The 13,025-nt window shown below is 71.2% G+C and carries 13 protein-coding genes; 8 read left to right on the top strand and 5 right to left on the bottom strand.

Features of this window, described 5'->3' with window-relative positions; genetic code table 11:
• Positions 1-8: 8 nt before the first annotated feature.
• Positions 9-500 carry a serine/threonine protein kinase gene (locus JYJ93_RS30655; RefSeq protein ID WP_206798108.1) on the top strand — a complete coding sequence of 164 codons (492 nt, stop codon included), beginning with the start codon at positions 9-11 and terminating at the stop codon, positions 498-500.
• 65 nt (positions 501-565) lie between these two features.
• Here JYJ93_RS30655 and JYJ93_RS30650 read toward each other — a convergent pair whose 3' ends face one another.
• Positions 566-1,648 carry a cell envelope biogenesis protein TolA gene (locus JYJ93_RS30650; RefSeq protein WP_206798107.1) on the bottom strand — a complete coding sequence of 361 codons (1,083 nt, stop codon included), beginning with the start codon at positions 1,646-1,648 and terminating at the stop codon, positions 566-568.
• Between the two features lie 178 nt (positions 1,649-1,826).
• Between JYJ93_RS30650 and JYJ93_RS30645 the strand changes: the two genes are divergently transcribed.
• Complete coding sequence (locus JYJ93_RS30645) at positions 1,827-2,666, top strand: 2-oxo acid dehydrogenase subunit E2 (protein ID WP_206798106.1); 840 nt, start codon at positions 1,827-1,829, stop codon at positions 2,664-2,666.
• A gap of 7 nt (positions 2,667-2,673) precedes the next feature.
• Here JYJ93_RS30645 and JYJ93_RS30640 read toward each other — a convergent pair whose 3' ends face one another.
• Positions 2,674-3,579 (bottom strand): AraC family transcriptional regulator, encoded by a 906-nt coding sequence (locus JYJ93_RS30640; RefSeq protein ID WP_206798105.1) that lies wholly within the window; start codon positions 3,577-3,579, stop codon positions 2,674-2,676.
• 108 nt (positions 3,580-3,687) lie between these two features.
• On the opposite strand from JYJ93_RS30640, the gene JYJ93_RS30635 reads away from it, so the two are divergent.
• The gene (locus tag JYJ93_RS30635) at positions 3,688-4,431 is read left to right on the top strand and encodes an SDR family oxidoreductase (RefSeq protein WP_206798104.1); all 744 of its coding nucleotides are present in this window, start codon (positions 3,688-3,690) and stop codon (positions 4,429-4,431) included.
• 15 nt (positions 4,432-4,446) lie between these two features.
• On the opposite strand, the gene JYJ93_RS30630 is transcribed toward JYJ93_RS30635, so the two are convergent.
• Positions 4,447-5,403 (bottom strand): zinc metalloprotease HtpX, encoded by a 957-nt coding sequence (locus JYJ93_RS30630; protein WP_206798103.1) that lies wholly within the window; start codon positions 5,401-5,403, stop codon positions 4,447-4,449.
• Between the two features lie 163 nt (positions 5,404-5,566).
• Positions 5,567-5,986, bottom strand: coding sequence for a hypothetical protein (locus tag JYJ93_RS30625; protein ID WP_206798102.1), 420 nt, complete (start codon positions 5,984-5,986; stop codon positions 5,567-5,569).
• Positions 5,987-6,137: 151 nt separating this feature from the next.
• On the opposite strand from JYJ93_RS30625, the gene fni reads away from it, so the two are divergent.
• From fni to JYJ93_RS30600, 5 genes are all read left to right on the top strand, one after another.
• Positions 6,138-7,196 (top strand): type 2 isopentenyl-diphosphate Delta-isomerase, encoded by a 1,059-nt coding sequence (gene fni, locus JYJ93_RS30620; RefSeq protein ID WP_206798101.1) that lies wholly within the window; start codon positions 6,138-6,140, stop codon positions 7,194-7,196.
• Between the two features lie 33 nt (positions 7,197-7,229).
• The gene (locus tag JYJ93_RS30615) at positions 7,230-8,558 is read left to right on the top strand and encodes a hydroxymethylglutaryl-CoA reductase, degradative (RefSeq protein WP_206798100.1); all 1,329 of its coding nucleotides are present in this window, start codon (positions 7,230-7,232) and stop codon (positions 8,556-8,558) included.
• Between the two features lie 98 nt (positions 8,559-8,656).
• Positions 8,657-9,607: a mevalonate kinase gene (gene mvk, locus JYJ93_RS30610; protein ID WP_206798099.1), complete on the top strand. Its 951-nt coding sequence runs from the start codon at positions 8,657-8,659 to the stop codon at positions 9,605-9,607.
• A complete protein-coding gene (gene mvaD / locus JYJ93_RS30605) occupies positions 9,604-10,590 on the top strand; it encodes a diphosphomevalonate decarboxylase (protein ID WP_206798098.1) in 987 nt (328 codons plus the stop codon). The genes mvk and mvaD overlap by 4 nt, the downstream gene beginning before the upstream one ends.
• Entirely contained in the window at positions 10,590-11,669 is a 1,080-nt protein-coding gene (locus JYJ93_RS30600; protein ID WP_206798097.1) for a phosphomevalonate kinase, read from the top strand. Before mvaD ends, JYJ93_RS30600 begins: the two co-directional genes overlap by 1 nt.
• A 31-nt stretch (positions 11,670-11,700) precedes the next feature.
• Here JYJ93_RS30600 and JYJ93_RS30595 read toward each other — a convergent pair whose 3' ends face one another.
• Positions 11,701-12,879, bottom strand: a complete 1,179-nt coding sequence (locus tag JYJ93_RS30595) for a BamA/TamA family outer membrane protein (protein WP_206798096.1) — start codon at positions 12,877-12,879, stop codon at positions 11,701-11,703.
• Positions 12,880-13,025: the final 146 nt, after the last annotated feature.

Raw genomic sequence — 13,025 nt, 5'->3', positions numbered from 1 at the left:
GACGCGACATGAACGCACCGCGCAAGTGGTCCCCGGTTGCCCTCGTGCTGACCCTGTCGCTGGGCTGCACCACGACCCGAGGGGGCGTGGGGCTTCATTCGGACGGGACGCCCAAGCCCGAGGACTGCCCCGGGGACGCTCTGAATACGATGCGGATCCTCCGCCTGCGTGTGGGCGACGGAGCGAATGTCACGCTCGACATCAACCAGGACGACGTGAGCCCCATCACGCTCTACGACGGCCCCGTGGAGAGCATGCTGATCTCCAGCCTCGGCCCCCTTGAAACGACCACCCGCCTCTATGGACGGGTGTGGACCGGAGGCCCCCAGGTGGTGGTCCGGTACTACGAGGCGCATCCACCCGACGGCGACAAGATCCCCATCTGCGCCGTGGCGAGGCTCTCCAAGGGGCAATTGCGAAAGCGGCCCGATTCCAAGCCAGGGACGGCCATCCTGGAGTTCTCCTCGGCGGGCGTCGACATTGTCGAGTCCTACCGCTGAAACACGAAGGCCCCGCGTCCCGGAAAGGGACCGCGGGGCCTCTGTGCTTCACGCCAGGGGACGGCTCAGGCGTTGGACGGCGGGGCCTCGGAAGGCTTCGCCTCGCCCTCGGGGGTGGACGCCGGCTCGGCGGCGGCCGGGGCCTCCGTGGGCGTGGCCGCGGCGGTGGCGCGTGCCTCCGCTTCGGCACGGGCGCGGGCCTGCTCGTCGCTGCGCTGGTCGCTCGCGGCGACCTCGTCCGGCGTCAGCTCCGTGCGGTCCGCGAGCATGCCCGTCTTCTTCTCCAGGTCCTTGATGGCCCGGCGAAGCAGGTCGCGCTCCAGCAGCGTGCGGTTGAGGCGCTTCTCCAGCGCCTTGTACTTGTCCTTGCCCAGGTCGGCCTCGGACTTCGTCACCGCCAGGATGCGCGCGTGCGTGTCGGCGCGGCCCTTGAGCCGGCGCACTTCCTTCTCCAGCTCCGCGGCGCGCGCGCGGTCCTTGTTCGCCGCCTGCTCCAGGCGGTTCATCTTCTCGCGGTCCGCGTCGTTCAGCTCGCGGTAGCGGCGCACGGGCTCCGCCGGGGCCACGGGCACGGGCGTCACGGCCACCGCCGCGTTCACCACGGGCTCGCTCGCGGGGGCGGCGATCTGATCCGCCGAGGCCGGAACCGCGGCGGCGGCGGGAGCCGCGACAGGCGCGGGGACGGCGGCGGCGGAGGCCTCACGGCGGCGGGGGCCATTGCGCGACTCAGTCTCCGCGCGCAGCCGGGCGTTCTCCGTCAGGGCCTGAGCCAGTTCCGAGCGGGTCTGCTCCAGCTGGATGCTGGCGTTGCGCTCCACCTCGGCGCGGGCCTTCACCAGGTCGTTCGAGCCCTTGTCGCCTTCCTTCTGCTCGAAGAGCTTCCGCTTGGTCTGCTTGAGCTGCTCCTTGACCTCCTGGAGCTGCGCGCGCTGCTCGTCCAGCTCCTTCTGCTTGCGCTGGACTTCCGATTCCGCCTTCGCGCGCGCCTTGCTCTCGGACTCCAGCTCGCCCCGGAACGACGGCGCGGAGGTGGACGAAGAGAGCGAGGGACGGCCCGCGTTGGCACCAGCGCCGCTCTTGTCTCCGAAGAGCAGCAGACCGAGCGTCACGGCGAACCCGATCGATACAAGGATGAGTGCAACCAGCAAGGGAACGACCTCCACAGAAAGATGCAAAAAGCGGGGCAGCCTACCGCTGGGACATGGCGCGTCAAGGCTTCACTGGCAGGCAACCCGGCGGGCCCCACCCGCCGCGCTGGCCGGGTCGTGGCGTCCGCCTGCATTCCGGCTCCCCCGTGGGCGCCGTCCTGGGGCACGCTCGCGTCCCATGGCGCATCTGGAGCTGAAGGCGAAGCGGGACGTGTCGAGCTTCCGCAAGCTCGCCATCGGCAGTTGGGCGACCGCGTATGACCCCACGGTCTACGGCACGCTGTCGGTGCGCATGGACGCCGCGCTCGCCTGGCTGGAGGCCTTCCACCAGCGCACCGGTGTGCGGCTCACCGCGACCCACCTGGTCATCAAGGCCATGGGCGAAGCGCTGCGCCGCTGTCCGGACGCCAACGCGCTCCTGCGCTACCAGCGCATCTACCTGCGTCAGCGGATCACCGTGTGCGCGGTGCTGCCCGGCGCGGATCAGCGCGGCCTCACGCCCGTGCGCATCGAGGACGTGGACACGAAGTCCGTGCACGAGCTGGCGCTGGAGGTGGAGTCCACCGCGGCGCGCGTGCGCGAGGGCCGGGACGCCCGGGTGGAACAGGGCCGGAGCCTGCTCAAGCGCGTGCCGCACCTGCTCCTGCACCGCTTCACCGGGCTCGTGTCGTTCCTCACGTACACGTTGAACGTGGATCCGTCATGGCTGGGCCTGCCCAGGGATCCGTTCGGTGCCGCGGTGGTGGTGGACGTGGGCGAGCTGGGGCTGGAGACCGCATACCTGCCGCTGGCGCCCTTCACCCGCGTGCCCATCTTCCTCGCGCCCGGCGCGGTGCGCGAGGTGGCGGTGGTGGAAGAGGGCAGGGTGGTGCCCGGACACGTGATGAACATCAACGCGTCCTTCGACCACCGCTTCCTCGACGGGTACCACGCGGGCGTCATCGCCAGCACGCTGCGCGAGATGCTGGAGCACCCGGTGGAGGCCTTCGGTCCGCTCCCGGATCCGTCAGCGGAATAGCCCGCCGTCAACGGTGTCCGCTCCCGCGCGCGAAGCGTCCGGGAGGCTGGCCTACGCGCTTGCTGAATGCCGCGGTGAAAGTGCTCGCCGAGCTGTAGCCCACGCGCTCGGCCACCTCCGTGACGGAGAGCTCCTGGCCGCGAAGCAGTCCCCTCGCGACGGCCATCCGCCAGTCCAGCAGGTACTCCATGGGAGGCAGGCCCACGGTGCGCGTGAAGCGCTCGAAGAACACCGAGCGCGAGAGCGCCGCGCTCTTCGCGAGCTGAGCCACGGTCCACGGACGCGTGAGGTGGCGGTGCATCTGCCGGATCGCGGGCGCGAGCCGCGCGTCCGCCAGTCCGCGCAGGAGCCCCGGAGGTGTGTCGCCGCTCGGCGTTGAGCGCAGCGCCTCGATGAGCAGCAACTCCACGAGCCGCGTCAGCACGAGCTCACGCCCCGAGCGCAGTTCGCTCGTTTCGTCGCGGACGAGCTGAACCAGCGTGGAGAGCCGCTCCACGCCGCGCACGTGCACCAGGACCGGGAGCAGCGACACCATCAGGGCCGCGTCGGGCGAGTCGAAGACGAAGTAACCTCCGAGCAGTCGCACGTCCGGGCGGCCGCCACGCCGGCCGTGACGCACCTCCCCGGTGGGGGAAGGGGCCACCTTGGGGTCGACACGTTCGGGCGTCACCGGCTCGAAGCCGGAGATGGTGAAGCCTGGCGTTGCCGGCAGCAGGACGAAGTCGCCCCCCTCCAACGTCAGGGCCGGCTGCCCGTCGACGGCCAACCGGCAGCGCCCTTCGAGCACGGCACAGAAGCTGGGCTGACCGAAGTCCGAGTAACGCACTCCCCATGCGCCCGCTCCGCTGATGCCCTTCGAGAAGATGGCCCTGGGCTGAAGCAGCGCGATGACTTCCGAGAGCGGGTCGGTCATGGCCGGACGATAGCAAAAGAAATACGGACTCCCCGTAGTGGAGCGTCCTGGATGCCGCCGGTACCTTCAGAACATCAACGCCGCGTGAATCGCGGCCAAGGAGACGGCATGAAGACGGTGCTCATCACGGGGTGTTCTTCTGGTTATGGACTCGAGACGGCACGCCACTTCCACGCCCAGGGCTGGAACGTGGTCGCCACCATGCGAACGCCGCGGGAGGGCGTCCTTCCTTCCTCGGACCGGCTGCGCGTGGTGCCGCTCGACGTGACGAAGCCGGAGAGCATCGCCGCCGCGCTGGAGGCGAGCGGGCCCATCGACGTGCTCGTCAACAACGCGGGCCTGGGGCTCATGGGCGCCTTCGAGGCCACGCCAATGTCCACGGTGCGCGAGGTGTTCGAGACCAACGTCTTCGGCGTCATGGCGATGACGCAGGCGGTGTTGCCACGGCTTCGCGCACGCAGGTCGGGCGTCATCGTGAACGTGACCTCCAGCGCGACGCTGACCCCCATGCCGCTGGTGGCCGTCTACACCGCGAGCAAGGTGGCCATCGAAGGGTTCACGGAGTCGCTCGCCTTCGAGCTCCAGGAGTTCAACCTGCGCGTGAAGCTCGTCGAGCCTGGCTATTGCCCGAGCACCCGCTTCACGAGCAACGGCACCCCCCGGATGGAGGGGTTGTTCCCCGAAGCGTACGCACCCTTCGCCCAGCGCATCTTCGCCTCGCTCGGACAGCCCTCCGCGGTGACGCGCGAATCCGACGTGGCCGAGGCCATCTGGCACGCCGCGAACGACACGTCGGAGACGCTCCGCTTCCCGGCCGGGCCAGACGCGGTGGCGCTGGCCCGGTCGGCGTGAAGCGCCGGGAGCCCGCTAGTACGCGTACTCCCAGCCGCCACGGCCGCGCGTGCCCTGGCCCATCCGCGCGCTCATCTCGCGCAGCCGGCGCACGCGCTCCGGGATGGGCGGGTGCGTGGAGAACAGCGACATCACCCCGCCGTGGTGCAGCGGGTTGACGATGAACAGGTGCGACGTCGCGGGGGCCCGGTCATACGGCATGACCTCCGCGCTCCGCTCCATCTTCAACAGCGCGCTCGCCAGCGCATCCGGGTCGCCGCACAGCTCCGCGCCCGTGGCGTCCGCGCCGTACTCGCGCGAGCGGCTCACCGCCAGTTGCAGCAGCGTGGCCGCGATGGGCGCCACCAGCAGCAGGCCCAGGTTGGACAGCGCTCCGGCCACGCCCCCGTCCCGGTCGTCGTCGCCGCGGCTGAGCATGCTGCCGCCGAACCAGAAGAGCATCTGCGCCGCGTAGCTGATGATGCCCGCGAGCGTCGCCGCCACCGTGCCGATGAGCGTGTCCCGGTTGCGCACGTGGCCAATCTCGTGCGCCAGCACGCCCTCCAGCTCGCGCCGGTCCAGGATGTCCATGATGCCCGCCGTCACCGCGACGGCCGCGTGGCTCGGGTTTCTGCCCGTGGCGAACGCGTTCGGCTGCGCGGTGGGGAGGAGGTAGACCTTCGGCTTCGGCATGCCCGCCCTCGCGGCCAGCCGCTCCACCATCTCATGCAGCCACGGCGCCTGCTCGTAGGACAGCGGCTGCGCGCCATGGATGGCCAGCGCGATGCGGTCGCTGAACCAGTACGAGCCGAAGTTCATCACCACCGCGAACAGGCCCGCCATCATCAGGCCCTGCGCGCCGCCCAGCCGCTGGCCGATGACGAGCACGAGTCCCGTCAACCCCGCCAGCAGCACGGTCGTCTTCAATGCATTGCCCAGCCGGTGCCACCCGCCGCCCTTGAGCGCCGGTACGGCCGGTCCTCGGGTTGTCATGTGGGGGTCACGCCGCGCCATGTTCCTCGTTCCGTGCCTTTCGCCCCGCCATGGGGGCCACACGAAACGTAAGCAGGCGCAAGGGGGCGTCAACGCGACGGAGACAAGCTACCCCGGAGGCCCATGGCCCCGGCTGCCGCCCGTCCCAAAGGTAGTGCCGGTCTTAAAGATAGAAACGATCCGCCACGCCCGCCGTACGCTGAAGGATGGCGCTCCACCCGAGCCAGACGTCAATGCCACTGTCGCCCGCCTTCGACTCGCTCCCCAGGGCACCGAGCGAGCCCGTGCAGCCCGCCACCAGGCCCAGCCCGGACTCGCGCACATGCTCGAGGAGCGCACGCACGGTGGGCATGCCGCGCGCCTCGAAGCGGTCCGCCACGTCCTCGCGTCCGGCGAAGTCCGGTTCATCCAGCCTGTCCATCAGGAAGCGTTCCAGGGCCCACCAGAACAGGTACACCTCCGCCCGCCGTCCGGCAGCGGTCGCCGCCGCCGCGATGGAGAGCCCCTGGTGCACGCGGTCGTATTCGCCACTGTGCAGGAAGACGACGACCCTGTTGTCCGGCGCGCTCACGCGGTGGCTCATACCGTCCAGAAGCCACCGCGTCCATTCACACCCGGGGGGCGGCCGGTGGGGCCCTTTGGCTTGCACCTCGACCCTGGCGCTTGGTAGGAACCTAACGACCTTCCAGGCTTACAGGTTTTTTGCAGCGACAGCGCGGGTGGCATTCAGCGACATGGGCGACGAGACGACAGCCAGACGGAAGGATGCCCACCTCGACCTGTGCGCGACCGGCGATGTGGAACCCGCACGCAACTCCACGCTGTTGGAGGACGTGCACCTCATCCACTGCGCCATGCCGGAGATGGCGGTGGAGGACGTGGACCTGTCCACGCCGTTCCTGGGCAAGCGCCTGCAGGCGCCGCTGCTCATCACCGGCATGACGGGGGGCACGGACCGCGCGGGCGTGGTGAACCGGGACCTGGCGCTGCTCGCGGAGCGGCACGGCCTGGCCTTTGGCGTGGGCAGCCAGCGCGCCATGGCGGAGCACCCCTCGCGCGCGGCGTCGTACGCGGTGCGCGACGTGGCGCCCACGGTGGCGCTGCTGGGCAACATCGGGCTGTACCAGGCCATTGGCCTGGGCGTGGACGGCGTGCGGCGGCTGATGGACGCCATTGGCGCGGACGGCATGGCGCTGCACCTCAACGCGGGCCAGGAGCTGACGCAGCCGGAAGGCGACCGCGACTTCCGCGGCGGCTACCGCGTGGTGGAGGAGCTGGCGCGCGCGTTTGGCGACCGGCTGCTGGTGAAGGAGACCGGGTGCGGCATCGGGCCGGACGTGGCGCGGCGCCTGGTGGAGCTGGGCGTGCGCAACGTGGACGTCTCCGGGCTGGGCGGCACGTCGTGGGTGCGCGTGGAGCAGCTCCGCGCGGTGGGCTCGCAGGTCCAGGTGGGTGAGGAGTTCAGCGGCTGGGGCATCCCCACCGCGGCGGCCATCGCCAGCGTGCGCAAGGCGGTGGGCCCGGAGGTCCGGCTCGTGGCCAGCGGCGGCGTGCGCGGCGGGCTGGAGTCCGCGAAGGTGCTCGCGCTGGGCGCGGACCTGGCGGGCATGGCGCTGCCGCTGTTCCGGGCCCAGCAGCAGGGCGGGCTCCCGGCCGCGGAGGAGGCGCTGAAGGTCATCCTCACGGGCCTGCGCCAGGCGCTGGTGCTGACGGGCAGCCGCTCCGTCGCCCAGCTGCGGCAGCGGCCTCGCGTGGTGACCGGCGCGTTGAAGGATTGGTTGGCGGCGTTGTGATGCAGGGTGGATCCCAGGTTGGGAAGGAAGAACATGTCTGACACCGTGACGTCCCGGCTCGCCGGATTCCACAAGCTGCCCCTGGAGGAGCGCCTGGCGCGCATTGGCCAGATGTTCCGGCTGACGGAGGCGGAGCTGGAGCAGCTGCGCGGTGAGAACGGCCTGGACCTGTCCATCGCCAACCAGATGATTGAAAACGCGGTGGGCACGTTCTCCCTGCCGCTGGGCCTGGGCCTGAACCTCAACGTCAACGGGCGCGACTACCTGGTGCCCATGGCGGTGGAGGAGCCCTCCGTCGTGGCGGCGGTGTCGTTCGCGTCGAAGATCGTCCGCGAGGCGGGCGGCTTCTACGCGGAGGCCGACGAGTCGATGATGATCGGCCAGGTGCAGGTCTCCAACTACGGAGACCCCGGCCGCGCGTCCGAGAAGATTTTGGACGCGAAGGACGAAATCCTCGCCCTGGCGAACAGCTTCCACCCGGCCATGGTGGCCCGCGGCGGTGGCGCGAAGGACGTGGAGGTGCGCCTGCTGCCCGCGCCGGAGGGGCCGCGCGGCGAGCCGCTGCTCATCGTCCACCTGCTCATCGACGCGCAGGAGGCGATGGGGGCGAACCTCATCAACACCATGGCGGAGGGCGTGGCGCCGCTGATTGAACAGCTGACCGGCGGCCGCGTGTACCTGCGCATCCTGTCGAACCTGGCGGACAAGCGGCTCGCGCGCGCCACGTGCCGCATCCCGCTGCCGCTGCTGGCGGACTTCGGCCTGCCGGGCGAGGTCATCGCCGAGGGCATCGCGCAGGCGAGCCGCTTCGCGGAGGCCGACCCGTACCGTGCCGCCACGCACAACAAGGGCGTGATGAACGGCATCGACGCGGTCGCCATCGCCACGGGGCAGGACTGGCGCTCCATCGAGGCCGGTGCGCACGCGTTCGCCTGCCGCAAGGGGCAGTACCGCCCGCTGTCCACCTGGTACCTGGAGGAGGGGCACCTGGTGGGCCGCATCGAGTTGCCGCTGGCGCTGGGCCTGGTGGGCGGCCCCATCAAGATCCACCCGGGCGCGCAGGTGGCGCTCAAGCTGATGCGCGCCACCAGCGTGCGCGAGCTGTCCATGGTGTTCGCGGCGGTGGGCCTGGCGCAGAACTTCGCGGCGCTCCGCGCGCTGGGCTCCGTGGGCATCCAGAAGGGCCACATGGCCATGCACGCGCGCAGCGTCGCCGTCACCGCGGGCGCGCGCGGCGGGGACGTGGAGAAGGTGGCCAACCTGCTGGTGAAGGCCGGGCACGTGAAGGTGGAGAAGGCGCGGGAGATCCTCGCGAACCTGCCGCCGGAGACGCCCGCCGTCGCCACCCTCACCAACGGCTGACGTCCGCCCCCAGGCGCTTCCCGACTCAGGGAGCGCTTGACGGGGCAGGGCGGGGCGCGGAATGAAGGCGCCCGCCCCCTTCGCGTGTGCCCGGTGCCATGACTTCCGCAACGAATCCCCTGGTCGCCTTCGGTGCCGGCAAGGTCATCCTGCTGGGCGAGCACAGCGTGGTGTACGGCTACCCGGCCATCGCCGGGCCTCTGAGCATCGGCGTGGTGGCGCGCGGTGGGCCTTCGCGCTCGTGCGTGCTGGACGTGCCGGTGACGGCGGACCCAGCGCAGAAGCGGATGATGCGCAAGGCCTTCGCGCGGGCGGCGAAGCTCGTGGGCGAGCCCAAGGTGAAGGTGACGCTGGAGCCGCAGCTGCCCCTGTCCGCGGGGCTGGGCAGCTCCGCGGCGCTGGCGGTGGCCACGTCGCGCGTGCTGTTGCAGGCGGCGGGGCAGGCGCCCACGGCGAAGGCGACGGCGCGGCTGGCGTGGGAGATGGAGCAGGAGTTCCACGGCACGCCGTCCGGCGTGGACCACACCACCAGCGCCGAGGAGAAGCTCATCCTCTACCGGCGGGTGCAGGCCCCGGCGGGCGTCACGGGCCGCGCGCGCGAATTGAAGAGCCCCAAGCCGGTGTCGGTGGTGGTGGCGCTGGCGGGCGCGCGAAGTCCCACGAAGCTGACGGTGGGGGCGCTGCGCGAGCGGCAGGCGCGGTGGCCGGAGCGCTACCAGCGGCTCTTCGGCCAGGTGGGGAGGCTCGTCACCGACGCGGCGAAGGCGGTGGAGTCGGGCGACCTGGAGGGGCTGGGGGACGCGATGAACGTCAACCAGGGCCTCCTGAACGCGCTGGGGCTGTCGTCACCAGCGCTGGAGGACATGGTGTTCCGGCTGCGCTCGCTGGGCGCGCTGGGGGCCAAATTCACGGGGGCGGGAGGTGACGGTGGCGCGGTCATCGGCCTCTTCCCCGAACCGGAGCCCGTGGTCGCGCGACTGACGCGCGACGGCGTGCGCTGCTTCGCGAGCCAGCTCGCGGGGCCTCGGGTCCAGGGAGACATTCCATGAAGGCAACGGTCCGGGCGCATCCCAACATCGCGCTCGTGAAGTACTGGGGAAAGCGCGACGACGCGCTCATCCTCCCGCACCAGTCCAGCCTGTCGCTGACGCTGGCCCCCATCCACGTGACGACGACGGTGGAGTTCGGCGCGCCGTCGGACACGGTGGAGCTGCACGGCCACGTGGCCAAAGGCAGCGAGCGCGACCGCGTGCTGCGCCTGTTGGACGCGGTGCGCGTGCAGGCGGGGCGCGACCTGGGGCCCGCGAAGGTGGTGTCGCGCGGGGACTTCCCCATGGCGGCGGGCCTGGCCAGCAGCGCGGCGGGCTTCGCGGCGCTGGCGGTGGCGGGGCGCGCGGCGGCGGGGCTGCCCCAGGACACGCGGGCCTCCAGCATCCTGGCGCGGCGGGGCAGCGGCTCCGCGTGCCGCAGCGTGCAGGGCGGCTTCTGCGAGTGGATGCGCGGCGAGCGCGAGGACGGCGAGGACAGCTACGCCGTGCAGCGCTTCGACGCGGGCCACTGGGCGGACCTGCGCATGGTGGTGGCCATCCTCGACCGCGGCGAGAAGGAGGTGAAGTCGCGGGACGGGATGAAGAACACCGTCGAGACGAGCCCCTACTATCCGGCGTGGGTGAAGGACGCGGAGGCCGAAGTCCCCCGCGCCCGGGAGCTCATCGCGAAGAGGGACCTGGAGGCGCTGGGCGAGCTGTGTGAGCGCAACGCGTGGCGCATGCACTCCACCTCGCTCGCGGCGGATCCGCCGCTCTGCTACCTGAACGCGTCGACGCTGGGGCTCATCCAGCACCTGCGCGAGCAGCGCAAGAAGGGCGTGCCGGTGTGGTTCACGCTTGACGCGGGGCCGAACCCGGTGCTGCTGACGGACGCGGCCCACGAGGTCGCGGCGGAGGCCCTGGCCCGCGCCTGCGGAGCCGTGGACGTGGTGCGCTGCGTGCCCGGCGGTGACGCGACGCTGCTCACCGAGCACCTGTTCTGATGGACCGAGCGCTCTCCGCCCCAGGCAAGCTGTTCATCTCCGGCGAGTACGCCGTGCTGTGGGGCGGCGTGTCGCGCCTCGCGGCCGTGGCGCCTCGCACGGCCGCGTACGTGCGCAGGCGTCAGGACTCACGCGTGCACATCTGCCTGGAGGAGGGGACGCTCCAGGGGCTCACCACGCCCCGAGGCGTGAAGTGGGACCGCGAGGTGCCCGCCGGCTTCTCCTTCGTCGCCCGCACGCTGGATGAGGCCCTGCGGGCGCACGGCCGCGCGAGCGTGGGCTTCGACGTGGCGGTGGCTCCGGGCGCGCTGGGGCCCGGGGGCCACAAGCTGGGCATCGGCGGCAGCGCGTCCGCGACGGTGCTCGCCGCGGAGGCCGCGCGCTTCGTGCTGGAGGAGAAGTTCGACGTCCTCAAGCTCGCCCTCACCGCGCACACGTTGGGGCAGGGCGGCAAGGGCAGCGGCGGCGACGTGGCTACGAGCTTCGCCGGCGGCGCCGTGCGCTACCGGCGCTACGACGTCACCGCGCTCGCGGACGCCGCCAACACCGGCCGCTTCAACGCCGCGCTCGCCGAGTCCCCACCGGTGGACCTCTGGCGCATGCCCGTGCCTCGCGTGTCCATGCTCTACGCCTTCACCGGCGAGAGCGCGTCCACCAGGCTGCTCATCGGCCAGGTGGAGGCCCGCCTCGCGGAGGCAGGCCGCAAGGCCTATGTGGAGCGCTCGGACGCGCTGGGCCACGCCATTGAAGACGGCCTGGGCGGCGGTGACTTCCGCGCCTTCTCCGAAGCCGTGAAGGCCCAGCACGCGCTGCTCCTGGAGCTGGGTCCGCTGGAGACCGAAGGCATGCGCCGCGTGCTGGCCATCGCCGCGTCCTACCATTGCGCGGGCAAGCTCTCCGGCGCGGGCGGCGGTGACGGCTGCATCCTCTTCGCCCCGGACGCCCAGGCGCGCGAAGCGCTGCGCGAGGGCCTGGAGTCGCGCGGCTTCCTCACGCTGACGCTGGATGTGGAGCAGGGCGTGCGCGGCGAAGCGCAGGTGGATGCGCGGCTTCGCGGCTGGGTGGACGCGCTCACGTGAAATTCCGCGCGGCGCGCGCCTGGGCCCGCCGTTAGAACATGTGACCGAACGTGATGTAGAAGCGCTGACGGCCCGTCTCGGTGGAGCGCGCGTAGTCCATGCGCACCACGGCCGCGCGGCGCGAGAAGCGCAGGCCGCCGCCGATGCCCGGGTGCCACTCATGCCACTTGCCGTCCGTCACACCCGGATGCCACACGCGGCCCAGGTCCAGGAACACCACCGCGCCCAGCGCCAGCGGCTGCCCGAAGAAGGACATCCGCGCCGCCTGGAAGCGCAGCTCGGAGTTGCTGAACGCCTTCACGTTGCCGGCGAAGCGGTTGCGCTCGATGCCGCGCACGCTGCTCATGCCGCCAATGCCCTCGGACACGTTGACGCCGCCCGTGGTCATCCACTCGAAGAACGGCACCTCTCCGAAGAGCATGTCCAGCGTGAGCCGCTGCGCGAAGATGAGCCGCGGGGTGATGCGGATGTAGCGGCGCTCGCTCAGCGTCACGCCCGCGTACTGGTAGCGGCTGAAGGTGGCCAGGCCCGACACGCGCAGCGCCACCTCCTCCACGCCGCCGGACGTGGGGTCGGACTCGTCGTCGCGCGTGTCCCAGAGCGCGCCCGCGAGCAGCTGCCCGCTGGGCCCACCCTCGATGCCGATGGGCCGCTCCTGCGCCAGGATGGACGTCTCGTAGGGTGACACGCGCGTGTAGCGCCAGCCGTAACCCACGTACGACTGGAACGGGTGCTTCTCACCGAAGGGCCGCCCGCGCAGGCGCACCCAGAGGCCCGGCGAGCCCTTGTCGTAGTTGTAGCGCTCGTTGTCCACGTCCCCCCGGAAGTCCGGGGCGGACAGGTTGCCCGCGCCAAAGAAGGGGCTGCTCTTCTCCTGGCGGTACTCCAGCCGTCCCTCCAGACGCAGGGGCCCCAGCAACTGCGGCCCGTCGTAACGGAGGTAATGATTCATGGCGCCGCGCGCGGTGAAGAACACCTGCGCGGACAGGGCATGCGCGTAGGGCAGCTTGCTGCCGTCGCCATAGAGGTACATGCCGCCGACCGCGCCGTAGCCGAAGCCCTGATCCGAGCTGAAGGACAACAGCGGCAGCGCGATGCCGTCCATCGTCGGCGTCCGCTTCACCGGCACGAGGCCGGGCGCCGTGCGGCCGGCGGCCACGGCGCTCAACGACATCAGCAAGAAGAAGAGGAAGACGACTGGAGCCAGCATCGAAACCCCGTGAAGCCCCGAGGGGGCACATCGATTCCAGCCCGGGACAGCGAGCCCATCCGCCCGCCTGCTCTCCAAGAGAGCAGCGCGGCCCCGGAAGCTCCTGTCCCCCTGAATGCCCATTTTGCCTTGGGGGATGGGGGAGC

The sequence above is a fragment of the Corallococcus sp. NCSPR001 genome, assembly GCF_017309135.1.
GTDB lineage: Bacteria > Myxococcota > Myxococcia > Myxococcales > Myxococcaceae > Corallococcus.
Note: the sequence above shows the minus strand (reverse complement) of the source record. Positions and strands in the feature narration are given on the sequence as shown.

What these genes read in the sequence shown, in the direction of transcription:
- JYJ93_RS30655 (WP_206798108.1), top strand. Translation starts at nt 9, where the DNA reads ATGAACGCACCGCGCAAGTGGTCCCCGGTTGCCCTCGTGCTGACCCTG.
- JYJ93_RS30645 (WP_206798106.1), top strand. Translation starts at nt 1,827, where the DNA reads ATGGCGCATCTGGAGCTGAAGGCGAAGCGGGACGTGTCGAGCTTCCGC.
- JYJ93_RS30640 (WP_206798105.1), bottom strand. Translation starts at nt 3,579, where the DNA reads ATGACCGACCCGCTCTCGGAAGTCATCGCGCTGCTTCAGCCCAGGGCC.
- JYJ93_RS30635 (WP_206798104.1), top strand. Translation starts at nt 3,688, where the DNA reads ATGAAGACGGTGCTCATCACGGGGTGTTCTTCTGGTTATGGACTCGAG.
- JYJ93_RS30630 (WP_206798103.1), bottom strand. Translation starts at nt 5,403, where the DNA reads ATGACAACCCGAGGACCGGCCGTACCGGCGCTCAAGGGCGGCGGGTGG.
- JYJ93_RS30625 (WP_206798102.1), bottom strand. Translation starts at nt 5,986, where the DNA reads ATGAGCCACCGCGTGAGCGCGCCGGACAACAGGGTCGTCGTCTTCCTG.
- fni (WP_206798101.1), top strand. Translation starts at nt 6,138, where the DNA reads ATGGGCGACGAGACGACAGCCAGACGGAAGGATGCCCACCTCGACCTG.
- JYJ93_RS30615 (WP_206798100.1), top strand. Translation starts at nt 7,230, where the DNA reads ATGTCTGACACCGTGACGTCCCGGCTCGCCGGATTCCACAAGCTGCCC.
- mvk (WP_206798099.1), top strand. Translation starts at nt 8,657, where the DNA reads ATGACTTCCGCAACGAATCCCCTGGTCGCCTTCGGTGCCGGCAAGGTC.
- mvaD (WP_206798098.1), top strand. Translation starts at nt 9,604, where the DNA reads ATGAAGGCAACGGTCCGGGCGCATCCCAACATCGCGCTCGTGAAGTAC.
- JYJ93_RS30600 (WP_206798097.1), top strand. Translation starts at nt 10,590, where the DNA reads ATGGACCGAGCGCTCTCCGCCCCAGGCAAGCTGTTCATCTCCGGCGAG.
- JYJ93_RS30595 (WP_206798096.1), bottom strand. Translation starts at nt 12,879, where the DNA reads ATGCTGGCTCCAGTCGTCTTCCTCTTCTTCTTGCTGATGTCGTTGAGC.